This window comes from Brevundimonas sp., from assembly GCF_041911375.1.
Lineage (GTDB): Bacteria > Pseudomonadota > Alphaproteobacteria > Caulobacterales > Caulobacteraceae > Brevundimonas.
On the sequence record NZ_JAYRPA010000048.1, the window covers coordinates 20,622 to 46,965 of the forward strand.

The 26,344-nt window shown below is 66.8% G+C and carries 27 protein-coding genes, 2 tRNA genes and 1 pseudogene; 11 read left to right on the forward strand and 19 right to left on the reverse strand.

Annotated features, from left to right (window positions below; translation table 11 throughout):
* Positions 1-34 precede the first annotated feature (34 nt).
* The gene (locus ACE3PU_RS09480) at positions 35-2,434 is read right to left on the reverse strand and encodes a PAS domain-containing protein (RefSeq protein ID WP_374389071.1); all 2,400 of its coding nucleotides are present in this window, start codon (positions 2,432-2,434) and stop codon (positions 35-37) included.
* A 428-nt stretch (positions 2,435-2,862) separates the two neighbouring features.
* Here ACE3PU_RS09480 and ACE3PU_RS09485 point away from each other — a divergent pair, with 428 nt between their 5' ends.
* A complete protein-coding gene (locus tag ACE3PU_RS09485; RefSeq protein WP_374389073.1) occupies positions 2,863-3,354 on the forward strand; it encodes a response regulator in 492 nt (163 codons plus the stop codon).
* 79 nt (positions 3,355-3,433) lie between these two features.
* On the opposite strand, the gene ACE3PU_RS09490 is transcribed toward ACE3PU_RS09485, so the two are convergent.
* Entirely contained in the window at positions 3,434-3,616 is a 183-nt protein-coding gene (locus ACE3PU_RS09490) for a hypothetical protein (RefSeq protein ID WP_374389075.1), read from the reverse strand.
* A gap of 46 nt (positions 3,617-3,662) precedes the next feature.
* Positions 3,663-4,409, reverse strand: coding sequence for a response regulator (locus ACE3PU_RS09495; protein WP_374389077.1), 747 nt, complete (start codon positions 4,407-4,409; stop codon positions 3,663-3,665).
* Here ACE3PU_RS09495 and ACE3PU_RS09500 point away from each other — a divergent pair.
* Entirely contained in the window at positions 4,399-5,007 is a 609-nt protein-coding gene (locus ACE3PU_RS09500) for a hypothetical protein (protein ID WP_374389079.1), read from the forward strand. The genes ACE3PU_RS09495 and ACE3PU_RS09500 overlap by 11 nt on opposite strands.
* Positions 5,008-5,028: 21 nt before the next feature.
* Here the strand turns inward: ACE3PU_RS09500 and ACE3PU_RS09505 are convergent.
* A pseudogene (locus ACE3PU_RS09505) lies at positions 5,029-5,826 on the reverse strand (CHASE3 domain-containing protein); the annotation flags it as partial.
* 48 nt (positions 5,827-5,874) lie between these two features.
* Here ACE3PU_RS09505 and ACE3PU_RS09510 point away from each other — a divergent pair.
* Together ACE3PU_RS09510 and ACE3PU_RS09515 are read left to right on the forward strand one after the other, a co-directional pair.
* Entirely contained in the window at positions 5,875-6,492 is a 618-nt protein-coding gene (locus ACE3PU_RS09510; protein WP_374389081.1) for a response regulator transcription factor, read from the forward strand.
* A 292-nt stretch (positions 6,493-6,784) separates the two neighbouring features.
* Positions 6,785-8,656, forward strand: a complete 1,872-nt coding sequence (locus ACE3PU_RS09515; protein ID WP_374389083.1) for an ATP-binding protein — start codon at positions 6,785-6,787, stop codon at positions 8,654-8,656.
* Between the two features lie 328 nt (positions 8,657-8,984).
* Here the strand turns inward: ACE3PU_RS09515 and ACE3PU_RS09520 are convergent.
* From ACE3PU_RS09520 to ACE3PU_RS09550, 7 genes are all read right to left on the reverse strand, one after another.
* Positions 8,985-9,074 (reverse strand) — tRNA-Ser (locus ACE3PU_RS09520).
* Between the two features lie 92 nt (positions 9,075-9,166).
* Positions 9,167-10,108, reverse strand: a complete 942-nt coding sequence (locus ACE3PU_RS09525) for an NAD regulator (protein ID WP_374389085.1) — start codon at positions 10,106-10,108, stop codon at positions 9,167-9,169.
* 4 nt (positions 10,109-10,112) lie between these two features.
* Positions 10,113-10,754: a YfbR-like 5'-deoxynucleotidase gene (locus ACE3PU_RS09530; protein ID WP_374389087.1), complete on the reverse strand. Its 642-nt coding sequence runs from the start codon at positions 10,752-10,754 to the stop codon at positions 10,113-10,115.
* A 98-nt stretch (positions 10,755-10,852) separates the two neighbouring features.
* Positions 10,853-11,629 (reverse strand): methyltransferase type 11, encoded by a 777-nt coding sequence (locus tag ACE3PU_RS09535; RefSeq protein ID WP_374389089.1) that lies wholly within the window; start codon positions 11,627-11,629, stop codon positions 10,853-10,855.
* 75 nt (positions 11,630-11,704) lie between these two features.
* Positions 11,705-12,565, reverse strand: coding sequence for an AAA family ATPase (locus ACE3PU_RS09540; protein WP_374389091.1), 861 nt, complete (start codon positions 12,563-12,565; stop codon positions 11,705-11,707).
* A 63-nt stretch (positions 12,566-12,628) separates the two neighbouring features.
* A complete protein-coding gene (locus tag ACE3PU_RS09545; RefSeq protein WP_374389093.1) occupies positions 12,629-12,823 on the reverse strand; it encodes a hypothetical protein in 195 nt (64 codons plus the stop codon).
* Positions 12,824-12,834: 11 nt separating this feature from the next.
* Positions 12,835-13,275, reverse strand: coding sequence for a hypothetical protein (locus ACE3PU_RS09550; protein ID WP_374389095.1), 441 nt, complete (start codon positions 13,273-13,275; stop codon positions 12,835-12,837).
* Positions 13,276-13,435: 160 nt separating this feature from the next.
* Between ACE3PU_RS09550 and flbT the strand changes: the two genes are divergently transcribed.
* Both flbT and flaF read left to right on the forward strand, forming a co-directional pair.
* Positions 13,436-13,858 carry a flagellar biosynthesis repressor FlbT gene (flbT, locus tag ACE3PU_RS09555; RefSeq protein ID WP_374389097.1) on the forward strand — a complete coding sequence of 141 codons (423 nt, stop codon included), beginning with the start codon at positions 13,436-13,438 and terminating at the stop codon, positions 13,856-13,858.
* Positions 13,818-14,180 (forward strand): flagellar biosynthesis regulator FlaF, encoded by a 363-nt coding sequence (gene flaF / locus ACE3PU_RS09560; RefSeq protein WP_374389099.1) that lies wholly within the window; start codon positions 13,818-13,820, stop codon positions 14,178-14,180. The genes flbT and flaF overlap by 41 nt, the downstream gene beginning before the upstream one ends.
* A 245-nt stretch (positions 14,181-14,425) precedes the next feature.
* Here flaF and ACE3PU_RS09565 read toward each other — a convergent pair whose 3' ends face one another.
* The 7 genes from ACE3PU_RS09565 to ACE3PU_RS09595 all read right to left on the reverse strand — a co-directional run bounded on the left by ACE3PU_RS09565 (position 14,426) and on the right by ACE3PU_RS09595 (position 19,665).
* Positions 14,426-15,058 carry an exopolysaccharide biosynthesis protein gene (locus tag ACE3PU_RS09565; protein ID WP_374389101.1) on the reverse strand — a complete coding sequence of 211 codons (633 nt, stop codon included), beginning with the start codon at positions 15,056-15,058 and terminating at the stop codon, positions 14,426-14,428.
* A 117-nt stretch (positions 15,059-15,175) separates the two neighbouring features.
* A complete protein-coding gene (locus ACE3PU_RS09570) occupies positions 15,176-15,355 on the reverse strand; it encodes a DUF3008 family protein (RefSeq protein WP_374389103.1) in 180 nt (59 codons plus the stop codon).
* Between the two features lie 29 nt (positions 15,356-15,384).
* Positions 15,385-16,548, reverse strand: a complete 1,164-nt coding sequence (locus ACE3PU_RS09575) for an isovaleryl-CoA dehydrogenase (protein ID WP_374389105.1) — start codon at positions 16,546-16,548, stop codon at positions 15,385-15,387.
* Between the two features lie 47 nt (positions 16,549-16,595).
* Complete coding sequence (locus ACE3PU_RS09580) at positions 16,596-17,672, reverse strand: lysozyme (RefSeq protein WP_374389107.1); 1,077 nt, start codon at positions 17,670-17,672, stop codon at positions 16,596-16,598.
* Between the two features lie 80 nt (positions 17,673-17,752).
* Positions 17,753-19,168 carry a magnesium transporter gene (gene mgtE / locus ACE3PU_RS09585; RefSeq protein ID WP_374389109.1) on the reverse strand — a complete coding sequence of 472 codons (1,416 nt, stop codon included), beginning with the start codon at positions 19,166-19,168 and terminating at the stop codon, positions 17,753-17,755.
* A 66-nt stretch (positions 19,169-19,234) separates the two neighbouring features.
* A tRNA-Leu gene (locus ACE3PU_RS09590) sits at positions 19,235-19,319 on the reverse strand.
* Positions 19,320-19,413: 94 nt separating this feature from the next.
* Positions 19,414-19,665, reverse strand: a complete 252-nt coding sequence (locus ACE3PU_RS09595) for a FliM/FliN family flagellar motor switch protein (RefSeq protein WP_250202403.1) — start codon at positions 19,663-19,665, stop codon at positions 19,414-19,416.
* A gap of 68 nt (positions 19,666-19,733) precedes the next feature.
* Here ACE3PU_RS09595 and lipB point away from each other — a divergent pair, with 68 nt between their 5' ends.
* The 5 genes from lipB to ACE3PU_RS09620 all read left to right on the forward strand — a co-directional run bounded on the left by lipB (position 19,734) and on the right by ACE3PU_RS09620 (position 24,752).
* A complete protein-coding gene (gene lipB, locus ACE3PU_RS09600; RefSeq protein WP_374389112.1) occupies positions 19,734-20,450 on the forward strand; it encodes a lipoyl(octanoyl) transferase LipB in 717 nt (238 codons plus the stop codon).
* A 125-nt stretch (positions 20,451-20,575) separates the two neighbouring features.
* Positions 20,576-22,063, forward strand: a complete 1,488-nt coding sequence (locus ACE3PU_RS09605; protein ID WP_374389114.1) for a hypothetical protein — start codon at positions 20,576-20,578, stop codon at positions 22,061-22,063.
* A gap of 73 nt (positions 22,064-22,136) precedes the next feature.
* Positions 22,137-22,631, forward strand: coding sequence for a peptide-methionine (R)-S-oxide reductase MsrB (gene msrB, locus ACE3PU_RS09610; RefSeq protein WP_374389116.1), 495 nt, complete (start codon positions 22,137-22,139; stop codon positions 22,629-22,631).
* 51 nt (positions 22,632-22,682) lie between these two features.
* Positions 22,683-23,243 (forward strand): hypothetical protein, encoded by a 561-nt coding sequence (locus tag ACE3PU_RS09615; RefSeq protein WP_374389118.1) that lies wholly within the window; start codon positions 22,683-22,685, stop codon positions 23,241-23,243.
* 261 nt (positions 23,244-23,504) lie between these two features.
* Positions 23,505-24,752 (forward strand): tyrosine-type recombinase/integrase, encoded by a 1,248-nt coding sequence (locus ACE3PU_RS09620; protein ID WP_374389120.1) that lies wholly within the window; start codon positions 23,505-23,507, stop codon positions 24,750-24,752.
* A gap of 571 nt (positions 24,753-25,323) precedes the next feature.
* Here the strand turns inward: ACE3PU_RS09620 and ACE3PU_RS09625 are convergent.
* Positions 25,324-26,343, reverse strand: a complete 1,020-nt coding sequence (locus ACE3PU_RS09625; RefSeq protein WP_374389122.1) for a glycosyltransferase — start codon at positions 26,341-26,343, stop codon at positions 25,324-25,326.
* Position 26,344 lies beyond the last annotated feature (1 nt).

Here is a 26,344-nt window from a genome sequence, read left to right on the forward strand (position 1 = left end):
CGATGCGTTTTCCTGAATCCGCTCCTGGCGCCGCCTAGGTTCTTCTAGGCGTCGGCTCCCATCGGCCCCATGCCGTCGGCGGCTTTTGTCCGAGGGCGTCTGCGAGCGCCGCGGCGAGGTGCGCCCGGCGATAGGGCTTTTGGAGGAACGGCCACCCGGCCTGGCGCAGGCTGCCCCGCGAAATGATGTCGTCCTCTGTGTAGCCGGAGGTGAACAGCACGCGCAGGTCCGGCCTCAGCAGCCGGCTCCGGTCAGCCAGTTGACGGCCATTCATCCCGCCCGGCATTTCCACATCGGTAAACAACAGGTCGATGCTGCCGTCGCGACAGATCAGGTCCGCAGCCGTGACGCCATCGGCCGCAGAGCTGACGGTGTAGCCTAGCCCCCGCAGATAGTTGACGACGCTGGTCCGGACGGTGTCGTCGTCCTCCACCACGAGAATATGTGCGACGGCCTGGGACGCCGAGGGCTGCGGATCTGGCGTCGCCGCTGGCTGCATCTCGTCGGATGCCCGAGCGGCCGTGCGGGGCAGGTGAATGCTGACCGAAGTCCCTTCGCCCGGCCGGGAGGCGATGGCGACCTGCCCGCCGGACTGTTGGGCGAAACCATAGACCATGCTGAGACCGAGACCCGAGCCGTCACGGTCGCCCTTGGTCGTGAAGAAGGGCTCTACGGCGCGCTCCAGCACGTCGGCCGTCATGCCGAGGCCGGTGTCCGCCACCGCAAGCTGGACATACTCGCCGGGCGAGAGCCCGAGCGCCTCGGCCTCCTTGGCGCCGAGCGTCGTCGCGCGGGCAGAGAGGGTGATCGTGCCGCCCTGGGGCATGGCGTCCCGGGCGTTCACACACAGGTTGAAGATCGCGGCTTCCAACTGGGCGAAATCGATCCGGCACCTCAGGGGCGCGTCCTCCTCGACGTCCAGCGTCAACCGCACCGCGCTGCCCAGGCCCGCCTCGATGAGACGGCTCATTCCACTCAGGAGGGCCGCAATGTCGACCACCTCGGGCGAGAGCGACTGCCGCCTCGAGAAGGCCAGCAGACGCTTGATCAGTTCCGTCCCCCGTTCAGCGGCGCCTAGAACCAGCCCGGCCTGCCTCTTCTGCTCCTCACTTTGCGCAGCGTTGGCGAGGATGGCCTCGGCGGCGATCGTCGAGACGGTCAGCAAGTTGTTGAAGTCGTGGGCGATCCCGGCCGTGATGCGACCGACCGCCTCCATCTTTTGGGCGTGGCGGAGTTCGCGTTCCTTCTTCAGCTCTTCGGTGACGTCGCGGCCCACGGCATAGACCGTCTTGTGCTCGGGAGAGCGGACGGCGGACCAGCGCATGGTGACGGGCAGACCGTCCCGGCGGGTCAGCCGGAAGTCCTGCTTCCGGACCGTTCCAAGCGACGCTTGCTCGAACACCGCAGAGGCCTGGAGACGATCGTCGGCGTGGACGAGATCGAGAAGGCTGCTGCCTAGCAGATCTTCGGGAGCATAGTCGAGAATGTCGCGGCAGCTGGAACTGATCAGATTGATCTGTCCGGTCTCGCCGAGAGCGCAGATCAGATCCGGAGAATGCTCCAGGATCGCATTAAGCGTCTGATTGGCCGCGCGAAGGGCCTCCTTGCGCTGGACGATCTCGGTGACGTCGTGGCCCTCCACCAGGATGCCGATCCGTTGGCCTGTCTCGTCGCTCAGTCGATGATAGATAAAATCCAACTGGCGCAGTTCTGGCGGACCGCCCTTGTCGCGGTTGAACATCAGCGATCGATTGCGGGCGACGAACGGCTCGCCGGTCTCATAGACGCGGTCAAGCACATCCAGCAGGCCCTGTTCGACCACCTCCGGCAGCGCCTCCCGCACCGTCAGGCCGACGACGCTCTCGCGCCCGATCAGCGCCAGATAGCTTTTGTTGGTGAGGACGTAGCGATGGTCCGGTCCCTCGGCCATGGCGAGGAAGCTGGCGGAGTTGTCGAAGACCGAAAGCAGACGCGCCCACTCGGCCGCCATGATCTCCCGCGAGCTACGCTGGCCCGTCGCCTCCGTCGTGATCACAAGGACGCCGCCGATGCCCTGCGGGCTCGATGGATCGTCGATGGGGCTCAGGCTGGTGTTCCACCAGGTTTCCTGGCGGACGCCGTCGCGCACGATCCAGCGGCGGCTTTCGGTGCGGGTCAGGCCGGCGCCGTCCCGCATGACGTCGTCGATCTGAGGGCCGAACTCGGACCAGGCTTCGGGCCAGACCTCGGCTCCAGGTCGCCCGAGCGCATGTGGGTCCCATTCCGGGCCAAGCAGGGCGCTCAAAGCGTCATTGTAAAGGAACGCTCGATCCGGGCCCCAGTACAGGCAGGCGGGATAGCCGGTGGTCAGCATGACCCGCGCGATAATGCGCAGGCTCTGGGGCCAAGTCTCTGGATCGCCCAAAGGTGACCCGGTCCAGTCCAGCGAACGCATGAGTTCGCCGACCCTTCCGCCGCCGCTCAGGAAATCGGGCCTCGTCCGAAGCTGGGTATCCGGCCCATTCGCCTCACGCTTGGGCGCTTGAGGGACGCCCCACTCCACAAAACTCACACGCACCATCCCCCTTCGGAAGCTTGAGCATAAGCCGGTCGGCCCCGTTCGGTTCCACAAAAGCCGTCAAGCTTGAACTCGCCCTGCCGAGGGGCTGCGTCGAACTGCGACCCTAACGCCTCGACCAGGCTCATGTCTCCTTCATCCATCCGAGTCGAAAGCGGGGAGCAGGCGGCGGTCCGCCGACAGCCATAAGCTGGCTGCGTGCGAGACGCGGAAGGGACGAGCGCGGGGCGGAAGCAGAATCTTAAGGCACACCGACTGTGATGCCGTCTCGATCTCGGCAGAGCTGGCCACAGCGTGGTGTTGATATGGAAGAGAACCCATCGCCTAAAAGTCTTTCCGGGGTATCCGTCCTGCTGATCGAGGACGACTTGGCGCTGTTGTCCGGCCTGATCGCGCAACTCACTGCGGAAGGCGCCGAGGTGTCTGCCGCCGCCGATGGTCGGGTTGGCCTGGCACGGTTCATGTCGGGCCGCCCAAATGTCGTCGTCACCGATATCGTGATGCCCGAGCGTGAAGGGCTGGAGACGATCATGGCCATGAAGTCCGCGAGGCCGGATGTGCCGATCCTCGCCATTTCGGGCGGGGGAAGCATCGGGGGCACGCCGTTCCTGGATCTGGCCCGACGGCTTGGCGCGGACGATGTCCTGCCTAAGCCCTTCCGCACTTCGCAACTAGTCGAAACGTATCTCGGCCCTGGTCTCTCACGCGAGCGGCGTCATGCCGGCGACGACCGTCTGACGATATGGCCCGGCACTGGAGAGCCGCCGAAGCGGCCGCGCACGTCCTTGTTCACGTGATCAGCGTGGCCGCCATAGGCGAGGAAGCCCCGGCTTTCCTGCCATTCGGATTGACCAGCAGGCGGCCGCCTGATCGCGGCTAGCCGCGTGAGATCAGCCTGCCGGCTTCGACCAGTTCGTCCATCGCCCGGTCCAGAACGTCAATGAGGGATGGCTGAGCGGCGGCCGCGTCCTGAGCCTCTTCGAGCAGACAGATGGCGCGGGCGAGGGCGTTCTGAATCTGGTGGGTCGGGTTCGGGGCGGCTTGCAGTTCAGCGGTCATGTCGGTCGAAACAACGGCGCCGGTCCCCAGAGGTTCACCCACCTCGTCACGTCCGGCCAAGGAGCTTGCGGACGGCGGCCGCCAGCTCCGTTCGCCGGTAGGGCTTCTGCAGCAGGTGAACGCCCGGGTCGAGGCGTCCCTGATGCACGATGGCGTTTTCGGTATAGCCGGAGGTGAACAAGACCTTCAACTCGGGCCGTAGTGCGACCGCGGCGTCGGCCAGCTGACGCCCGTTCATTCCGCCCGGCATGACGACGTCCGTGAAGAGAAGGTCGAACTCCCGGCTGCGCAGCAGGTCCATGGCGTCGGCGCCGTTGGCGGCCACTTCGACGTCATAGCCGAAATTGCGCAGCTGACGCTCGACGTGCTGGCGGACCAGTTCATCATCCTCGACAACCAGTATGCTTTCGGAGCCGCCTTGGAGTTCGGACGGCTCGCTGGTCACTTCTGACCACGGGGCGCTCAGGCCGGCGCAAGGGATGTAGAGGTTCACTGTCGTGCCCTGGCCGGGCTCGGAGTAGATTTTCGCGTGGCCGCCGGACTGTTTCATGAAGCCGTAGACCATGCTGAGGCCCAGGCCGCTGCCCTCGCCCTGTCCGCGCGTGCTGAAGAAGGGTTCGAAGGCGCGGTCCAGAACCGCCTGCGGCATGCCTTCGCCGTCGTCCGTGACCGAAAGCCGGACGTAGGAACCCGGTTCGATGTCCTCGTTCCAGTTGGCGTATTCGCGGTCCAGCTCGATCTGCTCCGCCTCGACGGTGAGATGCCCCCCCGGTCGGCATGGCGTGGCGCGCATTCAGGCACAGGTTCAACAGCGCATTTTCCAGCATCGACGGGTCGATGACGACGTCGCAAAGGCCATCCGCAAGGTGGGTGGTCAGGGCGATGTCCTCGCCCAGCGTACGCTTGAGCAAGGGGGTCGCCCCGACGATCGCCTTCATGACGTCGAGGCGTTGCGGGCTGAGGGGCTGGCGCCGGGCGAAGGCGAGAAGGTGACGGGTCAGGTCGGCGCCCTGCTCGGCGGCCTGGGAAACGACGCTGGTCAGTCCCAGCAGCTCCTCCTCTTCCTCCCGGCGGCCGAGGATCTCGGCCATGGTTTCGGTGCAGCCCGTGATGACGGTCAGCAGGTTGTTGAAGTCATGGGCCACGCCCCCGGTCAGCTTGCCAAGGGCCTCCAGCCTCTGCGATCGTTGCAGCTGGGCGTTCAGCCGCTCAACCTCGGAGACATCCCGAGCCATAAGGGTGACGTCCAGCCCGTCGATCCCCTCGGCCGAAAAGCCTCGCACCGCCGCCTGAACGGTTTGTCCCTGCGCGCCGATCAGGCCGTTGACGGCGACAGGGGCCACCCCTGCGGCGGCCTCGAGCGCGGGCAGGTGGTCGCGCGGGAACGGTGAGCCAGGCGCGAAGACGCCGGCGAGCATGCGTCCGACCAGCTCTTGCGGCGTGGAGCCCAACAGCTGGGCCCCGGCTGCGTTGATAAAGGTGATGCGGCCCGATCGGGCCGTGAGGATGAGGTCCGGGGAATCATCCACGATGCCCGCTTGGCGCCGCGCCGAGCGCTGTCGTTCGACGTCGGCCTGAATCGCCCTCTGCAAGGTCCGCCAAGAAAGGTAGAGGAGGCCGAAGCATATCGCCCCGACCAGGACAACGGCGAGGACCAGTCCGATCACCATGGCCCGCAGGCTCGCCCGGGACCGGGCCATGTCCTGGTCAAGCACCAGCCGCAACTCACGCACGTGCTCTCTGACCTGATCGTGCAGGACGCGGCCCTCGCCCGTCCGGATCATGGCGACGGCATCGTCAGGGCGGCCAGCGCGCACCGCCGCGATGACCCTGTCGGCCACTTCCACGCGGCGCTCGATCAGGCCGTGGATGACGGCGAGATGGGCCATGCTGGCCTTGCGACCCGCAAGTTGTTCCGCCGCCAGGCGGTGTGACAGGTCGATCCGGGTAAGCGCGGGCGTGGCGGGCTCCAGATATTCCGGCTCGCCGGTCAGGGCGTACCCCCGCGCGGCGGTCTCCAGATCGGTGAGGCCGGCGACCATGTTGTCGAGGCCGTCGATCGCCTGGCTGCTGTGCAGCAGCCGGTCGGACGCGACCATCAGATAGAGGGCGCCGGCCACGCCCATTGTCACCAACAAGGCGGTCAGCCCCGCCGCGACCCAAAGGCCGCGTCGCGCGAACGACGCACTAGTCATGAAGATCCCCTGCATCGAGGCGAGGAAAGAGCCTGTTAACCCTGTTATGTCAAACGGTTCATCATGCTCGCGGCTGCGCTGAACCTGTCCGTTGTGGATGACGACGTCCTGATCCAGAGGACGGTCGAGGCCACCCTTAGGGAGCAATCGATCAACATCGCCGCCTTTACGCGGTCCTCGGATTTTCTGGACGCGCTGGACCATCTTCCGCCCGGCGTCGTGCTGCTGGACCTGATGATGCCCGAACCCGGTGGGCTGGCCGTGCAGGCGGAGATCGTTCGTCGGGGCGCGCCACAGGCGGTCGTCTTTCTGTCGGGAGGCGGCGCGGCGGCTGAAATCGTGGCCGCGGTCCGTGCAGGCGCCGTCGACTACCTGACAAAACCCTTCCGCCGCGCCGACCTGCTGGACGCGCTCGAACGCGCCGGGGTGAAGCTGGTGGAACTGCTTGAAAGCCAGGCCCGCGCCAGACGTCTCAGCGCGGCCTTGGCTCTGTCGGAACGGGAGCGCCAGGTCCTGCAGGGCTTGGCCGACGGCGGCCAGAGCAAGACCATCGCCCACGACTTGGGCATCAGCGCGCGCACCGTCGAGATGCATCGTGCCAATATCGTGGACAAGCTGAAGATGCCGTTGCCCGGCGCCCTTCTCCTGGCCCATGAGGCAGGGATCATCCGCGCCGCCTGAGCCGGACCCATACCGTAGAAATCCCATCTATCGAGCCGGCCAGCCGCCGGTAAGCTGAACCGGCAACCATCAGAAAGATGGCGAGGTTGGGCGTGTACCTATCGACGACGGGGTTTCTGAAAGGCCGGACGGAAGGCGGGCGTGAAGTGCTGCGTCCGGCGATGACGGCCTATCAGCGCGCCTGCGATCCGCCTGGCTCCGTCGGCGCGGAGCCGCTGGCCCGCAGACGCGACAAACCTTCACTGCCGACGGCCGACACGCGCCGCATTTTTCCTTCCGGAGACACTGAGCGATGATCAGCCGTCTGGTCAGGGTTCTTCACCGCCTGCGAAAGATGCTTCAGCTCGACACCCGCTCGCGTGTCGCCCTCTGGGTGGCCCTGGGAGGCATTCCTGTGGTGGTCTTCGCCAGCGCCTGGCTGGTGATGAGCGAGTCAGCGACCCAGACCCGTCTGGCGCGGGAGCTGGACGGGGCGCTGCGCGCTCAGCTGCTGATCGAACGCGCCCGCTCAACGATGATCGTCATGGAGACCGCGCAGCGCGGTTACCTGCTGACGGGCGACGACGTCTATCTCGCCCCCTATCATCAGGGCTTCGAAGTCCTCGGCGAACTCCGGGACGAGCTGACGGCGGAACTCTCCGATAACGGGCCGCAAGCCAATCGTCTGGTCTCGCTGGCGGTTCTGGCCGGCAGGAAGCTGGACGAGCTGGGAGAGACCATAGCCCTGGCCCGCGAGGGCGATCCCAAAGCCGCTCGCAGCGTCGTGCTCCAGGGCAGGGGGCGCGAGTTGATGGTGCAGATGCAGGACCATTTCGACCAGCTCGCCGCGCATGAGCGCGCCCATGCCGTCGCACTGCGCGCGAGCCTTGACGATGTGGATCGGCGCATAGACGTCCACGCCGTTTCCGCCAGCCTGATCCTTCTCTTGCTGTCCGGCATCGCCTGCCTGCTCGGCGGACGGGCCCTGCAAATGGCCCATGCCAGCCGGCTCGAGGCCGAGATGGCCAACCGCACCAAGACGACCTTCCTGGCCATGATGAGCCACGAATTGCGCACCCCCATGAACGGCGTGCTCGGCATGGCGCACCTGCTGGAGCAGAGCGGCCTCAACGAGGCGCAGACCGAGCGCGTCCGCACCATCCGGACCTGCGGCGAGGGCCTGATGGTCGTGCTCAACGATATCCTCGACATCTCGAAGATCGAAGCCGACAAGTTCGAGCTGGACGCCTGCGAGTTCGATCTGATGGACGTGGTCCGCCACGCCATGGATGTGTGGCGTCCCGCCGCCGAAATGAAGGATCTCTTCCTGGACCTGAAGGTCTCCGGCGTCTGTCACACCCAGCTTGTGGGCGACGCGAATCGTCTGCGCCAGATCCTGAACAACCTGCTGTCCAATGCGGTCAAGTTCACAGCCATGGGCGGCGTCTACGTCCGGGTCCACATCGACCCCCTGGTGGATGGACGACACGAGGTCCGAATCGCCGTGGCGGATACCGGGGCCGGGGTTTCGCCCGACGCCCAGAAGCGGCTCTTCAAGCCGTTTGTCCAGGCCGACAGTTCGATCACCCGAGAGTACGGCGGCACGGGCCTGGGTCTGGCCATCAGCCGCCGCCTCGCCCGGATGATGGGGGGCGACATCGTTCTGGTCAGCGAGAAGGGCGCCGGCGCCATGTTCACCTTCAACGGCGTGTTCGGCCATGCGCCTTCTGCGGCCCCGGCCATCGCTGACGCCGAAGACGCGCCGGTGACGACGAGCGTGGAGGGGCTTCGCATCCTGGTGGCCGAGGACAATGTTCACAACCAGGTCGTGGCGCGATGCCTCCTCGAAGCCGTTGGCTGCATCGTCGAGGTCGTCGGTGACGGCGAGGCCGCGGTCCAAGCGTGCGCCGACGACGCCTTTGACCTGATCCTGATGGACATCCAGATGCCGGTCCTGGACGGGACGGGGGCCCTGAACCAGATCCGCCGCCTGCCGGGCGCACGAGGGATGATCCCCATCATCGCCTTGACCGCCAATGCGAGGGTCGGCGACCGCGAGGCCTATCTCGCCTCCGGCTTCGATGACCATGTGCCGAAGCCGATCGAGCCGGTGGCTCTGGTCGAGGCGATCGGCCGGGCCGTGGCGGGGGCTCGCGACCCGCAGATGAAGCATATCGCCGCCTGAGCGCCGACCGCCTTAGGCTCGGCCCGGCGCGTCGGGGTGTCTGTGCAGCCGGACGGGGTCTGGTCGATGCGCCAGCTCGCCAATAGCGCAGCCTGGGCCTTGGGTGGCGAGATCGTCGTCGTGAGGCGCTCGGCCCGAGGCCTGCCATTCTGGCGCTTTATGACGCGCCCGCCGCGGCTTGCTCACCGCGACAAGTGCTAAGCGAATCCAGGGGATTAAGTCCGTCCCGAGATCGCACCGCTGCAGAGGCGTTTGTCAGCTGGCGCTGCAGTCAGCCCCGCTCGGGCTCGCCCCTTCATACACTTGTAAGCAGGCGTTTTCGGCGGAATGGCGGAGAGGGGGGGATTCGAACCCCCGGTACCCGTGAAGGCACGCCGCATTTCGAGTGCGGTACATTCAACCACTCTGCCACCTCTCCGCGAGGCCGTTTCCATGAAGGCATGGTTGAGCGAGCGGCCTCTCTAATGGGCGCCGCGGCGCATCGCAAGACGTCCGTGAAAGAAATCCGACCTAGCGCTGGGCCGGCAGCGACAGGCCGGGCGCGGCGCCCGCCTGCGGGTCGACGCCCCGGAAGCGGAACAGCTCTGCGGGACGCCCGCCTGTGGCCGAAGACGTAAGGCCGGTTGCCTCGACCAAGCCTGTCCGCTCAACGCCGCGTCGGAAGTTCTGCTTGTGCAGCGACAGGCCCGCCACCGCCTCCGCGGCGGTCTGAAGCTGGGAGAGGGTGAAGGTTCCGGGCGTGAGGTCGAACAGCACCGGACGGTACTTCAGCTTGCTGCGCAGGCGCCCCAGCGCGGTGGCCAGGATGCGCCGGTGGTCGGAGGCCATGACCTTGCCTGGAACGTCGGCAGGGGCCGCCTGGTCGCCGTCGCGGAAGGCCTCGGCGACCAGACGCGCTTCGTAGAGAAGCTCGTAACGCTCCAGCACCCTTTCCTCGTTCCAGCGATGATCCGGGGTCAGGGCGAACAGGGCGCGGGCGCGGGCCAGTCGGAGCGGGTCGGCGCCGGCCCAGTCCAGCAGCCGCGCCACGACATCGGCCGACAGCGCCGCAGCACTGGCGCGGCGGTCCTCCCACGGAAAAAAGTCGAACACGGCGTCCCAGCGGGAGTCGTGCGTCTGTTCGCCGGCCGCATCCGGCGTGAGGGCCAGATAGCCGACCGAGACTTCGCGCAGCTGGTCGGGGCCCGGCGTCGCCCGGGGCGAGGCGCGCCCGGCATCGCCGAAAGTGTACAGCTGCTCGACGAAGCCCAGGCGAAAGCCGGTCTGCTGGGTGACATAGTCGCGCAGGGCCCGCTCGAACGTGCGATCGCGGGCGGGATCGAAGGGGCCGAAGGGCAGGGCGCGGACGCCGTGTTCGGCGGGCGTGGTCAGAACGACGACCTGGCGGTCCTTCAGCGTCATGACGACGACCGACAGGCCGATGCGCACGCCCTGTTCCGTCCCTTGCGCCATCGCCCTATTCCGTGTGCCAGGCGTCATCCGCTGGGATCAGCCCCACCGCCTTGGCCAGGACCTGATATCGCTCCAGATAGCGGGCCTGCGCAATGGAGGCCGGCTGCGGCTCGATGACCAGGGCGTAGCCCGGCGGCGGCGAACCGAAGAAGCCCAGGGACTCCTTTTCGGTGAAGCCCGCCAGCTGCGTCGCCTCGAAGAAGGCGCAGGCCTTGTCGGCCTTCTTGATCAGGGTTTTGATCGTCGGCGGCGTCTTGGGCGGCAGGCCGTAGCGGACATGGATCGCCGCCTCCAGTCGCGCCTCGAACTCCTTGTAGCCCGAGCCCAGCGCCGCCTTGAACGGCGAGATCATGTCGCCGATCACGTATTCCGATGCGTCGTGCAGCAGGGCGGCCAGTCGCCATCTTGGGTCGAGGCCCGGCTTGATGTGGGCGGCGATCTCTTCAACCACGACGCTGTGCTGGGCCACCGAGAAGGCGTGTTCGCCCACCGTCTGGCCGTTCCAGCGGGCGACGCGCGCCAGGCCATGGGCGATGTCCTCGATCTCGATGTCGAACGGCGAGGGATCGAGCAGGTCCAGTCGGCGACCCGACAACATGCGCTGCCAGGCGCGAGGTTCGTTCTTTTTCCGGGGGCGCTCGGCCAAGTCGTCCGTCCTGCTGGCTTTGGGCAGGTCAGGTGGCCCATCGGGGGCCGGGGATCAAGGCGAACGGGGATGATCGGCCACAGAAGGCGTGGAAAAGCCTATTCGCCGACGTTCAGCGCGACCAGAGTCTTGGCTGCGTCGAACACCCGGTCGTGGCGATCCTTGGACCGCACCGTCGCGATGACAAGGGGGCCGCCCGCCGGCCCGCGCGCCTCGAAGCCGACCTGACGCCAGCCGCCCGGCTCGACCGCGTCGTCAGCGAGAAGGAAGGTCATGCGCGTGCCGTCGCCGGGCGCATTGGTGCGAACCTGGGTGGTTTCGCCCGAGGCGTCGACGCTCACCGAAGTCTTTTCCGTGCGCACGCCCTGGCCATCCTGGGACTGGATGTTGATCCCCGCGATCCTGACGGTGGCCTTGTCGCCCTCGGTCTGGATGTGGAGACCCGGCAGGCTGACGGTCGCATCTTCGCCCTTGGCCTGGATGTTCACGCCGGGCGCCTCGACCGAGGCCGTCTCCGCGCCGGTCACGCCTTGGCGGGCGTCGATACGAACCGCCGCCTGAGGCATGTCGGCCGAGACCCGACGCTCGAAGTCCGCCAGCACCTGATCGGCCGATGTCTGGTCCAGCTTCACCAGATGCAGCACCACCTCGGACCCTCGCGGACCGCCGTAGGTGCAGGTGGCGCCGCCCGGATCGGCGGACCCCTTGCGGGTAAGCTCGCCGGAGGTCTGGGGGCATTGAAGCGTATCCACCACCTTCAGCACGCCCATGGCCGCATCGTCGGAAGACGTCGTCGTGGTGATGCGGACAGCGTTCTCGCCGTCGCAGCCGGCGACACCGGCGGCCAACAGCAACGGGATCAGGATGTGACGCATGGTCGAAAACCTCTTTTCGATCCGCATTGTGCGCCCGCATGCGGCGCGATCCAGTGAAATCGAGGTAATCCGATCTCAGCCGCCGGGCCGGCCGCCTTCACGCCGGCTCAGGAACGCCAGGCGTTCGAACAGGTGCACGTCCTGCTCGTTCTTCAGCAGGGCGCCGTGCAGGGGCGGGATCAGCTTGTTGGGCGTCTTTTCGCGAAGAGTCTCGGCGTCGATGTCCTCGACCAGCAGCAGCTTCAGCCAGTCCAGGAGCTCCGAGGTCGAGGGCTTCTTCTTCAGTCCCGGCGTGTCGCGGATCTCGTAGAAAGTCTTCAGCGCCTCCGCGACCAGGCGCGGCTTGATGCCGGGGAAGTGGACATCGACGATAGCTGACAGGGTCTCCGCGTCGGGGAAGCGGATGAAGTGGAAGAAGCAGCGGCGAAGGAAGGCGTCTGGCAACTCCTTCTCATTGTTCGATGTGATGATGACGATGGGCCGCACCTCGGCCCGGATCGTCTCGTCGGTCTCCTGAACGTAGAACTCCATCCGATCGAGCTCCTGCAGGAGGTCGTTGGGGAATTCGATGTCGGCCTTGTCGATTTCGTCGATCAAAAGCACGGGCCGTTTCGGGGAGGTGAAGGCCTCCCACAGCTTGCCCTTCTTCAGGTAGTTGCGGACGTCGTGGACGCGCTCTTCGCCGAGCTGGCTGTCGCGTAGCCGGCTGACGGCGTCGTATTCATAGAGGCCGTTGTGGGCCTTGGTCGTGGACTTGACGTGCCAGGTGATCAGCGGCGCGTCGAACGCCTTTGCGATCTCGTAGGCCAGCACCGTCTTGCCGGTGCCAGGCTCGCCCTTGATGAGCAGCGGCCGCTCCAGGGCGACGGCGGCGTTGACGGCGACCTTCAGGTCCGCCGTGGCGATGTAGCGATCGGTGCCTTCGAACCGGCTCATGGAAAACCCGCTCCGTGAATGTCACGGAGCGGGTTAGCGGATCGGGCTGCGCCTGAACAGCGATCAGGTAATGTGCTTGGGCGATACGGGATCGCTTGCGGGGAAGGTTTCCTCGACGCCTTCGTCGATCAGGGCTTCCTGCCGGTTCTCCGCCTTGCGCTTCTGCTCGTTCAGCTGGTCCGGCTTTCCGCCCTCGTCCGGCGTGCGCTTGGCATAGGGGGTGTTGGTGTCGGCGTCGCGCCGTGCGTCCGAGTCCATGGTCATTCTCCTTACTGTCGCGCCGTGTCGGCGTCCGAATCGGGGGCGTAGCCCAGATCCTCAATGTCATCGTCCGAGAGACGCTTGGCCTCCCAGTGGGCGGCGCTGGCCTGGGCGCCGCGTTCGTTTTCCATAAGGCCGGAGTAGACCAACTCGACTTCGTCGCTGGCCTGCGCGCCATTGCTGTCGGCGTCCGACTGCGACCGCGTCTCGCCATCGACGCCGAGCAGGCTGTCCGCCTCACGCTCGATCCCGTCCAGCGCCAACTGGTCGTCGATGTCGATGTCGTCCTCGTCGAACGCCTCTTCGTCAGCGTCGCCGTCGGCCTGAGTCATGTCCAGGACCGGGTCCGCTTCGTCGAGCAGGAACTCACCGTCGCCCTCGTCGTCGAGATGCGTCTCGTCGAACACTTCGGACTGTTCCTGATCGTCGTCATAATCGATGTCGGGCATGGTTCGCCTCCTCTTCCTTTCGACAACGTGAGGCGGGGGTCAGGCGTTCCCCCGAAAGAGGGCGGACAAGGGATGGTTAACCCTGTCTCTTTAACGTGGGTTCGTTCTGGTCGGCTTATGACGCAAGCGACCGCGGCCGGATCGTGGGAGCGCATCGCCTATGCCTTTGAAGCTGTCTCTGAAGCCGGGCGAGAAGTTCGTGCTGAACGGCGCCGTGGTGCAGAACGGCGATCGGCGCGGCGTGCTGATCCTGCAGAACAAGGCCAGCGTCCTTCGGGAAAAGGACATCATGCAGGCCGAGGACGTCACGACGCCGGCCCGCCGCATCTATTTCCCGATCATGATGATGTACCTGGACGAGGCGTCGGCGCCCAAGTTCTACGACGAGATGGCCATGCGCATCACCGAGTTCATGGGGGCCACCCGTAACCCGGACGTCCTGGCGGAGTGCGTCGCTGCGTCACGCCACGTCCTGGCGCGGGAATATTACAAGGCCCTGATGTCCGCCCGTAAGATTGTCGAATACGAAGAGAGAGTGCTGAATGTCGGTTCAGGCGTACACGGCGGCGGCGACCCGGACTGAAAGCCCGCGCGACATGGAGTATCGCCTGTTCGGCCAGGTGACGCGCGCGCTCGTCCATGCCTCGAGCGTGGATGCAGCGGATGTCGCGACGCGCATCGATGCGCTGGACTGGAACCGTCGCCTGTGGAGCGCCCTGGCGACCGACTGCGGAAGTCCCGGCAATGCGCTGGGCCATTCGATGCGCGCCCAGATCATTTCGCTGAGCCTGTTCGTCAACCGTCACTCCTCGGCGGTCATGCGGGGCGAAGAGACATTCCAGGATCTGATAGACCTCAACCGCATGATGATGCAGGGCCTGTCGGGGCAGCAGCAGGCGGCCTGAGACAGCGCGTTCACGAAATCGGCATGCCTCTTTGCACAAGGCCTTGTCGCGTCTTACCTTTCATCTCCCTGTTCAACAGTCGAAAGGAGGTGATCCAGTGTCTCATTGTCATCAATCGCGTGCGGTGGCCGCGACCCTGGTCCTCGGAGAGGCCCGGGCCTGATCCTTTCAGGCTGAGTTGCGGTCCGGCCGTTCGCGGTCAGACAATGAAGAGCCGTCGCGGAAACGCGGCGGCTCTTTTGTGATCAGAACAGACCCGAAGCCCACAGCCAGACGTGCTGGGCGACCTCCACCACGGTGGTCCATACGAACAGGAGGTAGAGGACGCAGAGCGCCGTCCCGGCGGCCCCCAGCAGGATCGCCACCCCGTCTCGCTGCATCATGCCCAAGGCGAAAAGCACTAGCGTCACGCCAGGCAACATGTCGCCGAAAGGAACCGGCAGGGCCATCATGAGCGCCAGCAGCACGCAGACCAGGCCGGTTACGACGTCGGCGATCTCGCCGGTCAGATAGGACAGCCGCGGGCGCGTCAAAGCTTCCACCCGTCGGATCAGCTTCATGATCCGCGACACGCCCGAGCGGTAGGCGGTCCGGCTGACCGAAGCCCGCAGAGCCCAGCGCGGCAGCCAGATCGAATTGCGCTGGAACGCCAGTTCCAGCGACATGAGGATGATCGGCACTGCGAAGATCGCCTTGCCTCCCGGCGGCCAAGGCAGCAGCGCAAGCAGGGACAGCACCAGGATCATCGCGCCGAAGCCGCGCTCGCCGAACGCCGAGACCAGTTCCTGCAGGGTCAGTTTCGGATCGTCGCCCTCGGCAAGGCTCTCCACCACGTCGGAGAACCGCCTGGCGTCGCTCTGATTTTCAGTCTCGGGCATCAGGGAACGGCGCGCTCAGGTGACGGTTCGAGCCATTTAGGCGACGACGTGCGCCGCCGCCACTTAACGAATGGAAAGGCCGTCGATTTCGCTGCGGTCGTCGCCCCGGGGTCGCGGTCAGCCCGCGTGCTCGGGCTTGCCCTTGCGCTTGGTATGGGCGAACTCCTCGAGCTGCTTCTCGCTCATCGACATCATCGATTTGGACGCGCCCTTCAGTTCGGACTTGGGCGTGTCGCCGCGCTTGGCCGAGAGGGCGGCGCCGGCGGCTTTTTGTTGAGCGGCGGACTTGGCTGGCATGGGGCTTCTCCTTCTGAAGGAGGAAGCCGTCAGCCCCCGAGCAGTTCCCGCCCGATCAGGAAGCGCCGGATTTCGTTCGTACCGGCGCCGATGTCGTAGAGCTTGGCGTCGCGGACCAGCCGTTCGACCGGCCATTCCTTGGTGTAGCCCGCGCCGCCCAGGGCCTGGACGGCCTCAAGGGTGACCTTCACGGCGTTCTCGCTGGCCAGCAGGATGGCGCCGGCCGCGTCATAGCGGGTGGTCTTGCCCTGGTCGCAGGCGCGGGCGACCGAATAGACGTAGGCGCGGGCGCTGTTCAGGGCGACGTACATGTCGGCGACCTTGGCCTGCATCAACTGGAAGCTGCCGATCGCCTTGCCGAACTGCTTCCGGTCGCGGACGTAGGGCAGGACCACGTCCAGCGCCGCCTGCATGATGCCCAGCGGGCCGGCGGCCAGCACGGCGCGCTCATAGTCCAGGCCGCTCATCAGCACGGCCGCGCCGCGCCCTTCGCCGCCCATGACGTTTTCTTCCGGAACCTCGCAGTCCTCGAACACCAGTTCGGCGGTGTCGGAGCCGCGCATGCCCATCTTGTCCAGCTTCTTGGAGACGCTGAAGCCCTTCATGCCGCGCTCGACCAGGAAGGCGGTGACGCCGCCGTTGCCGTCGCCGGTGCGGGCATAGACCACCAGGGTCTCGGCGGAGGGGGCGTTGGTGATCCAGAACTTGGCGCCGTTCAGGACGTAGCGGTCGCCCTTTTTCTCGGCGCGGGTGCGCATCGACATGACGTCGGAGCCCGAGCCGGCTTCGGACATGGCCAGAGAGCCGACGTGCTCGCCCGAGATCAGGCCGGGCAGATATTTGCGCTTCTGTTCCTCGGTGCCCCAGCGGCGGATCTGGTTGACGCACAGGTTGGAGTGGGCGCCGTAGGACAGGCCGATCGAGGCGGAGGCGCGCGACACCTCCTCCATCGCTACGACGTGTTCGAGATAGCCCAGGCCCAGGCCGCCGAACTCTTCCTCGACCGTGATTCCGTGCAGGCCCAGCTCGCCCATTTCGGGCCACAGGTCGCGGGCGAACTCGTTCTTCTCGTCGATCTCGGCGGCGCGCGGCGCCAGCCGGTCGGCGGCCCAGCGGGCGGTGGTGTCGCGGATGGCGTCGGACGTTTCGCCGAGGCCGAATTCCATGGATTGCGGCGCGAAGGGAATGCTCATGCCGTGAGGCCTAGCATCGCGCACGGCTGTTCGCCAAGCGCCGCAGATCAGCGGCGGGGCCGACCCCAACGCTGGTACAGGTTCCAGCCCGCTACCGCGATGCAGGCTATGGCGATGATGCTCAGGGCGACCCCGATCAGCCCCGTGTCGCCCACGCCCGGATGCGCCGCGCGACGAAAGGCGGCCGCGGCGGCCCCAAGGGCCACCATGCCCAGCGCCCCCAGGATGAAGAAGGGCCACGGGCTGCCCGCGTCCGCGCGGGCCCGCGAAACGGGCGCCGGCGGGGTGTCGGATGCGCCGTCCGACGAAGCCTCAGGCGCGGGCGAGGGCGTGGCTTCGCCTTCCCAGACCACGCGGGTTTCGGCCGGGGCGTTCGCCGCCGGCTCGGCGGTGTCGTTGGCCGTGGCCAGGACCAGGCGATCGGACGCCTGGGTGTCGGTCAGGCTCAGAACCGCCCCGGCGTCGATGGACGCCTGAACCGCCTTCCTCGGATCACGGGCGGCGAGGGGACCGTCCGTGCCGAAACCTTGGGGAGCCACGGCTCCGAAATCCGTATCGCCCTGGATAGGAAAGGGCGCGACGTCGGTCGGCTCGGGCGGACCATCTTGCTCCGTGGCCGCGGCGGGGAACGGCGTCAGCGGCTGCGTCAGCAGGTCGGCCAAGGCGACCGGCGCATTAGGTGAAGCGCTGAACAGGGCGCGTTCGGCCGTGCGCCGGCGGGGCGGCAGATGCGCTTCGGCGTCGTCATGCCAGCCGACCATGGCGGCTGCGGCCTCCTGGGGCTTGCCGGCGTTGATCAGCACCAGGACGTCCGACACCCGAAACCGCTCGACCCCGACGGAGAAGGCGAAACTGGCGAGCGCGTCGAACTGATGGCCGTTCAGGGGCGCCGTCACCGCCTCACGGATCGCGCGCACGACCGGGATCAGGTCGTACTGGAGCAGCAGTTCGGCGTCCGGTTCCGAGACAGAGCCGCCTTCACGGGCGGAGACGGTGTGCCCGTAGCCGATGACCCAGGCGCCGTCGGCCCGGCGTTCGGCGCGCGGGCGAAAGCCTTCGAAGCTCTTGATCAGCATGACCCCGGCGCGGGACACCTTGGACGGATTCAGCACGGCTTCGGACACGATTGACCCAATTCGATACGGAGGCGGGGCCCTCGTCCTTCTTTCAGCAAGGCGCGGGCCGGTATGCCCCCAGCCCGTGGCTAAAGCAGGACCATCGTCGCCAGTCCGAGGAAAATCAGGAAGCCGAAGAAGTCCGTCGTCGCCGTCACGAAAACGGCCGACGACACGGCCGGGTCCAGCTTCAGCCGGGACAAGGTGAGGGGCGTCAGCATCCCCACCATGGCGGCCACCAGCAGGTTCAGCACCATGGCGGCCGCGATGACCAGGCCGATGCGCCAGTCCTCGTCCCGGAACCAGAAGGCGGCGGCGACGCCGATCAGCGGCGCCAGGACCAGGCCGTTGGCCATGCCGACCGCCAGTTCGCGCAGGAAGGTGCGCATCGCGTTGGCGGAGTTCAGCTCGCGCGTCGCCAGGGCGCGCACGGTCACGGTCAGGGCCTGGGTGCCGGCGTTGCCGCCGATGGCCGAGACGATGGGCATCAGCACCGCCAGGGCCACGATCTGCTGGATCGTGCCTTCGAACAGCCCGATCACGCTGGCGCCGAGCGCGGCCGTGGCCAGATTGACCGCCAGCCACGGCACGCGGCCGCGCACGATCTCTCCGACGGACGAACCGCGATCCTCGTCGGAGACGCCGGCCAGGCGCAGGATGTCCTCGCGGTTCTCTTCCTGGATGATGTTGACGATGTCGTCGACGGTGATCTGGCCGACCAGCCGACCGGCCGCGTCCACGACGGGGGCCGAAATCAGGTGGTACTTCTCGAAGATGTAGGCGACCTCTTCCTGGTCCTGATCGACGGTGATCTCGTTCACCGGGTCCATCAGCTCCGTCAGCGCCGCCGTGCGCGGCGCGCGCAGCAGGCCGCTGACCGCGACGCCCCCGACCGGACGGTTCAGGGGGTCGACGACATAGATGTCGAAGAAGAGCTCGGGCAGATCGTCGCCCTGGCGGCGGATGTGGTCGATGGTGTCGCCCACATTCCAGAACTGGGGCGCGGCCATCACCTCGCGCTGCATCAGGCGGCCGGCGGAATCCTCTTCGTAGCCCAGGCTGCTCTCGATGGCGGCCCGGTCGACCTCGGGCATGGCCGCCAGGACGCGCTCGCGCTGGTCGTCCTCGAGGTCCTCGACGACGGCGGCCGCGTCGTCGGAATCCAGCTCCTGCAGCGCTTCGGCCAGGGTGCCGTGCGGCACTCGTTCCAGCACTTCCTCGCGAATGCCGTCGTCTAGTTCGGGCAGGGTCGCGGCCAGCAGCTCGGGCGGCAGCCACAGCACCACGACCGCCCGATGCTCGGCCGTCAGGAAGCCCATCAGGTCGGCGACGTCGGCCGGGTGAAGGTCTTCCAGAAGCGACCGCAGCCGCATGCCGTCGCCGTCGTCGGCGGCGTCCACGACCTTTTCGACGAAAGCCGGCGTGAGGACGTAATCCTCATCCAGGGCGACGTGCTCTTCGGTGTCCGGCTCGGGGCTCAGGAGGGCGGTATCCGTGGTGCTCACGTTGTCGCCTTCCTTTGGTAGATGTGCCCAGCCGTATTAGCCGATGAATCGCCCTGTCAAACCAGATGGTGCGGTCGAGAAGACTCGAACTTCCACGGGTTGCCCCACAGCGACCTCAACGCTGCGCGTCTACCAATTCCGCCACGACCGCTCGCATCGGAGCGGCGGCGAATAGACGAACGGGACGGAAAAGAAAAGCGGCTTTGTCAGCTTGTCGCGCCGGGCGGCGTCAAGAAGCCTCTGGATCAGGCCGCGCCGGCCATGAAGTCGTAGACGTCGGCCGGGCGCGTCACCGTGATGGCGATGCGGTCGTCGCGAATCTCGATCTCGCCGCGCGCCACCGGATGGTTGTTGGCCAGGATCCAAACTTCGTCGCGTTCCGAGGCGTCCAGAGGAATCACCGCGCCGCGTCCCATGCGCAGCAGCTGGGACATCGGCAGCACCGATCGGCCCAGAACCACGGAGATTTCGACGTCGACGGCTTCGATCTGGCTCAAAGGATCTACTCGGTTCACTCGAGGCGCGCGCCCTTGCGCAATCGCCTTGGCGCACACATTGAAGCGTCATGCTTGCCGAGCCGTTAAGTCCCACCCCCAGGACGCTGTTTCGCGCCGATGACCGCCCCGTCGAATGGGCGCTTTCGAAAGGCCACGTCGACTACGCCGGCGCCGAGGCTTTCATGGAGGCGCGCGTCGCCGCGATCGCGGCCGGAGAGGCCGACGAGATGGTGTGGCTGCTGGAGCACCCGCCGCTTTACACCGCCGGCGTGTCGGCCCGGGATGAAGACCTGCTGGACGCTGGACGCTTTCCGGTCCACCGCACCGGACGGGGCGGGCAGTTCACCTATCACGGGCCGGGCCAGCGCGTGGCCTATGTGATGCTGGATCTGGACAAGCGCGGCCGGGACGTGCGCGCCTTCGTGCGCGGGCTGGAAGGCTGGCTGATCGGAGCGCTTGACGCGTTCGGGGTCGCGGCGGGCGTTCGAGAGGGGCGCGTCGGCGTCTGGGTCGAGCGCAAGGGCGCCGGCTGGGCGCGGGAGGACAAGATCGCCGCCATCGGCGTGAAGGTGCGCAAATGGGTGACCTTCCACGGGATCAGCCTGAACGTGGAGCCGGATCTGGACCACTTCGCCGGCATCGTGCCGTGCGGAATCCAGCAGCATGGCGTCACAAGCCTGGTCGACCTGGGGGTGCCGGCCGCCATGGACGAGGCGGACGGCGCCCTTCGGGACAGCTTTCGCCGCCTCTTCGGCCAGACGGTGGACGTCGCGGCGCCGCTCTAGAACCGCGCCGGATCGCCGCATCCGGCTGGACGCCCGCCGAAAAGGCCGGCGGCGGGGTTGGCAAGCGAGGGCGCGTTAAGCTTTAACGGCTCAGCCCCATTCTGAGCAGGCCCAGGAGTTCCCCGATGACCCGCATGTTCGCCGCCGCCTCGGCCGCCGTGCTGTCCCTGACACTCGCCGCCGGCGCCGCAGTCGCGCAGGATTTCCGCGCCCTGGCGCAGCAGGATTTGCAGGCGGCGCACGACGCTCTGGCCGCCAACCATCCCGCCGCCGTCGTGCCCGGCGCGGCCAGCGAGGCTTTCCGCACCTGGATCGACGCCGGCCTTCAGGAGGCCCTGGGCCAGGCCGGGCGCGTGAACAGCGGCGACAGCCATGCCTATCTGATGCGCTTCTACGCCAACGGCTTCCGCGATTCGAACATCGCCATCCGGCCCACTTACGAAGGTCTGGGGCCGTTCTTCGCCATCGGCTGGCCCGGCCTGGCCACCGCCTGGCGCAACGGCGAATACGTCGTCTCCTATGTTCAGCCCGGCGTGCGCGGCCTGCCGCCGGTCGGCTCGGTCTTCGTCGGTTGCGGCGAGGAGACCGCCGCGCAGATGGCCGCCGACAAGCTGGACCGCTGGGAAGGCGACCTGACCACCGAGGCAGGCAAGGTGCGCACCGCCCCCTATCTGCTGTGGAACCGCAACAACCCCTTCGCCGGCGGCGTGCCGACCGGCGAGTGCCAGTTCAAGCAGGGCCGCCGCACGCGTGATTATCGTCTGCCGCCCCAGACCGTGGACAGGGCCGCGCTGGAAGCCGCCTACCGCGCCAGCGTCTATACGCCCGGCGCCAACCCGCTGTCGGTCGAGACCGTAGACGGCCGGCCTTGGGTCCACGTGCACAGCCTGGCCGACGACGCCGGTTGGGACGCCTTCTATGCAGCGATCGAAGGTCAGCTGGCCGCTATCCGCGGGCCGCAGGGCGCAGTCATCGATCTGCGCGGTGCGAACGGCGCCTCGTTGAACGCCACGTCGCGCGGCTACGGCCTGGCCAATCGCATCTGGACGCCCGAGTTCACCGTCAGCCGCCAGCCGGAGGCCGGTTCGATCACGTACCGCGCCACCCCGGCCAACCGCCAGTGGTTCGTCGACACCCTGGCCCGGATGCAGGCCGACCCGCGCTTCGTGCAGGAGTCGGCCCCGGTCATCGAGCAGACTCAGGCGATCGTCGCCGCGTTCGACTCCGCCCTGGCCGCCAACCAGCCGACCTTCACCATGGCGGGCCGCCCTTCGGTGCCGGACACCGGCGCTGCGAACCCCGTGCAGGGGCAGGTGGTCGTGCTGGTCGACGGTGGCTGCACCAGCGGCTGCCTGGACACGCTGGACCTGTTGACCCGCCTGCCCAACGTGCGCCTGGCCGGGTCGGTGACGGCCGAGGATTCGATCTTCATCGAACCGACCGTCGTGCGCTTGCCGTCGAACTATGCGGAGCTGAGCTACGGCCACAAGGCCTGGACCACGCGCGAGCGCGGAAACGACGCCCCCTTCACGCCTGCGCAGGGCCTGGCCTACACCGGTGATCCGACCGACGAGGCCGCTGTCCGCACATGGGTCGGCACGCTGTTCCAGTAAGACTGGCGATCTGAAGCGAAGAGAGGGCCGGGCAGGGGTGGAACCTCTGTCCGGCTCTTCTTATTTGCGATCCATGACCGACATCGCCTCCAATCCCGCCTCGCTGCGCTCGCAATCCGGATTCGACCTCACCCCGCCTTCGGATGAAGAGCGCGCTCGTCTGGAGGCCGATCTGTCGCCGGAAGAGAAGCGCGTCCTGCTGGCCCACGGCACCGAGGCCCCGTTCTGCGGAACCCTGCTGGGCGAAAAGCGGGCAGGGGTGTTCTGTTGCCGGGAATGCGGTCTGCCGTTGTTCCGCAGCGGCACGAAGTTTGAGAGCGGCACGGGCTGGCCCAGCTTCACCCAGCCGGTCGATCCGGATCACGTCCTGGCGGTCCGCGACACAAGCTACGGCATGGTGCGAATCGAGACCCGCTGCGCCCGCTGCGACAGCCATCAGGGACACGTCTTCCCCGATGGGCCGCCGCCGACTGGCGACCGCTACTGCATCAACTCCGTGGCGCTCAGTTTCGTCGCCGAGGGGGAGGCGCTGCCTGATCCTTTGGGCCGTGGGGATGGAAACGCCTGACCTTGGCCGCAATCGCGGTGATAGGATGATCTCAGCGTAAGGATACGGACCATGTTGCTCGCCAGCCTGCTGACCGTGGCCGTTCTGGCCGACCCCGACGGTGTGGTCGCCACCGCGCCCGCGGGGGCGCTGGATCTGGCTTCCGCCGCAGCGGCGCCTGTTCCGGTCGCGGCGCCGTCGCCGACCGCGCAGGACGCCGCGCCGCACGGCATGACCACGGAAGAACAGATCCAGAGGTGGATCGCTGCGCGCGAACGAGGCCAGTCGTTCGAGGAGGCGGTCGCTGCAGCTCCGGCCGACGACCGGCAGATGCATGGCATGGTGGAAGCCGGAATCGGCACCGGCGGCTATCGCAGCTATGGCGCCGCCGTGTCGCTGCCCGTCGGCGAGAACGGCCGACTGGACCTGGCCTACCGCGAAGGCCGCAATGAACCCTGGTCCTGGGGCGGATACCCTGGCGCCTATGGTCCCGGCTACGGTCTGGGCCGTTATCCGCGCTTCAACGGCGGCGACACCCGCAGTCTGTCGATGGGCTTTTCCTGGTCCAAGGATGACGGCGATCGAGACGACTGGCCGACATCCCGCCGCCCCGGCGGCCTGATCGGCGACTGAAGTCCAATGCAAAAGGCCCGGCGTGAGCCGGGCCTTTTTCATCTCAGATGGTGCCGCCGGGCAGGATTGAACTGCCGACCTCAGCCTTACCAAAGCTAGCTAACATTGTTTTCCGGTGGTTTCCGGACTACCCTTGCGGTTACCAAAGTGCCGTGAATACGGGGTTCTGAGGTGTTCTGTCGTGTGCCGGCGTTTCCCGGCATTTTCTCAAAGTTGGTAGCGGTGTGGTAGCGGATAAGTCCGCGGTCAGGTTTGGCGGCCATGAAGAAAACGAGGCTTACGAAGCGCGCGGTTGATGCGGCTCTCTGTCCAGAGGCGGGCGAAGTTCGCTTATGGGATGCGGACCTGTCCGGGTTCTGCCTACGGCTCTACGCCTCCGGCCGGAAAGTGTATGCCCTCAAGTACCGCATCAAGGGGCGCCAGCGGTGGCTGACGTTCGGGGAGCATGGCAACCCCTGGACGCCCGACGCCGCGCGAGGGGAAGCCGCCAAGGCGCTGCTGCGGGTCGAGAAAGGCGACGATCCAGCCGAAGAAAAACGGATCAAAGACGATCTGACCGTTGCGTCTTTGATCGACCTCTATTTGACGGACGGCCGAAAATCGAAACCGGGCAAGCGTGAGCTGTCCTGGAAGCAGGACACTTCCAATCTGAACCGGCACGTCCGGCCCTTGCTTGGGAAGCGGCTGGCTTCCGGCCTGACCAAGGGCGACATGGCCCGCATGGTCTCGGCCATCACGGCCGGCGAGACTGCAACCGTCGAGAAGACGAAGGCTAGAGGCAAGGCGATCGTGAAGGGTGGGGAGGGGACCGCCGCGCGGACCTTCTCGACCGCACGGGCCATGTTCTCGTGGGCCATAGAGGAAGGCCTGATGACCGGGCCAAATCCCTGCGGCGGCGTTAAGCTCGCAAGCCGGCCGTCGGTGGAGCGATTTCTCACGGATGCGCAGGCGCTGGCTCTGCTGGAGGCGATCGGATCGCTGGAGGCCGAGGGTCAGCTGTCCGGGAACTATGGGGCCATCTTCCGTTTGCTGCTGCTGACCGGGGCGCGCAGGCGGGAAATCTCAGGGCTACGATGGTCGGAGATCGATTTCGACCGCTCTCGCCTCGATCTCCCTCCCGATCGCACAAAGACGGGCAAAAACTCCGGGAATCGAAGGATTGCTCTCAACACCCCGGCGCTGGAAATCCTGCGGGGCCTGCATCGACGTCAGGAGGGGGATGTCTACGTGTTTCCGGCTAAGCGCGGTGAGAGCGGCCACACGACAGCAGAAGGCAAGCTTTGGCGGGAGAAGGTGCTGCCTCGCGCTGGTCTTGTCGGGGTGCGCCTCCACGATCTCCGCCATTCGTTCGCCAGCTTCGCCCTGGCCGACGGTGCATCCCTTGCGATGATCGGAAAGGCGTTAGGTCACGCAAGCAGTCGCACCACCGAGCGTTATGCGCACCTTACGGACGACCCGATCAAGGCGATGGCGGAGCGAATGGGGCGTCGGTTCGAAGTTGCGCCCTGACTCAGGAGGCAGGTCGCTCGCTTTCGTACGTCCTAGGTGCCTCCCCTTTGAGAAGCGCTAAGCCGATCCAACAAGCGCGCGCTCGCGGGGGCCATCGAGACGATTTTCGCTGAGACGGAGGCATCGCGCTTAAGCCTCGATGAGACCCACGCGCGCGGTTTGGGCCTTCAGAACGCGCAATTCTCCGGAGGTACGGGCGCCAAGTCGATGCAAGTCGGCAGTGATCTCCGCGTTTGTCCCAAGTATCTGTCAATGCGCAGGAAAACCGGCCCCAGAACCCGCCCTTTTATCTTGCCCTAAGGCCCGATCCCGCGCGATTTGGTCAATCGCTTCCATGCTCAGCACAGCCGATCAAATGGCGTGCAGGTCGCTTCCTGGAGAGCGGGGATCCCGCCAGCAGCCTCCTGGGCGTAAAGGAACGAGCCCCTCCGGGCGGAAGCCAACCGTGACTCTGGCTGAGGCCGTCCTGTTTCACCTGGTTTCAGAACCCTGATGCGTCGGCGGCGAACGACCCCGAGTGCGTCCGCCTTCTAACGGCTCCTTACCCCACTTGGGACCCTGGTCCGAGGTGTCATTCCTGGACGGTCGACCCTGCGCCGGCCCGCCGCAGCAGGCGGATGTAGGCGGCGCCGCAGCGGGCGAGTGACAGTTGCTCCTGGACATAGGCCCGGGGTCGGAAGCGGTCACGGTTGGCCCAGAAGGCCTCGAGGACCGCTTCGAAATCGTCGATCCGGAACCGCATTCCGCACCGGTCATCGAAATAGGGCACGCTGCTGACCGTCAGCCCCGGCGGGGCGAGCCGCGCCAGATAAGGGTCGACGAGCTCGCCTTCGTCCCAAGCGAGCACCGGGACTCCGCTGGCCATCGCCTCCTGATAGGCGATGCCCTGGGTCTCGTGTTCGCACAGGAACAGCAGGGCTCGGCTTTCGGCGAGACCGCGGCGAAACGCCGAGATGTGATGGCGGCCGTAGCGCAGGACGCGGAAGCTGAGGCCGGCGGCCTCAAGTCCAGCGAGCGTCCTTTCGAGCACCGTGGGTTCGCGCTCCTCCCGGCGCCACCGGATCTTGTCATAGACGAGCACGTCCACGCGCTTGTCTCGGCCGGACAGGTCGGGCCAGGCGTCGGTGTCGATGCCGGCGAAGAGGACCGCGCCCTTGTCGCCGACCCAGGGCCGGTTAAAGGCGACCGCCCAGTCGCACGGCTGAGTCAGGATCCGGACCTCATCGCGCCGCGCCAGGGCGACGGCCGCGTCGGCCGATCCGTAATCGCCCGGGCCGAACACCATCGGATTGGGAAGCCGGACCTTGTCGAGCACGCTCGGATAGCCCGCTACTCCGATAGCGTGCTCGGGGTTCGCCCGCGCGAGAGCGAAGTCGTTGACCCGTACGGTCCAGCCGTTCGCGCGCAGGGACCGGCGCAGGCCGAGGAAGGCCGTGTAAAAGCCGGTGTGGGTCTGGCGGTGCCGGGCGCTCCGATAAAGATATCGCGCCAGCCGCCGCCCGTTGGAATAGAGGGCCCCGCCCAGTCCCGGTTCGGCCTTAAGCTCGTAACCGTCGTAGAAGAGCAGGGCGGTGCGATCGGGTACGGTCATC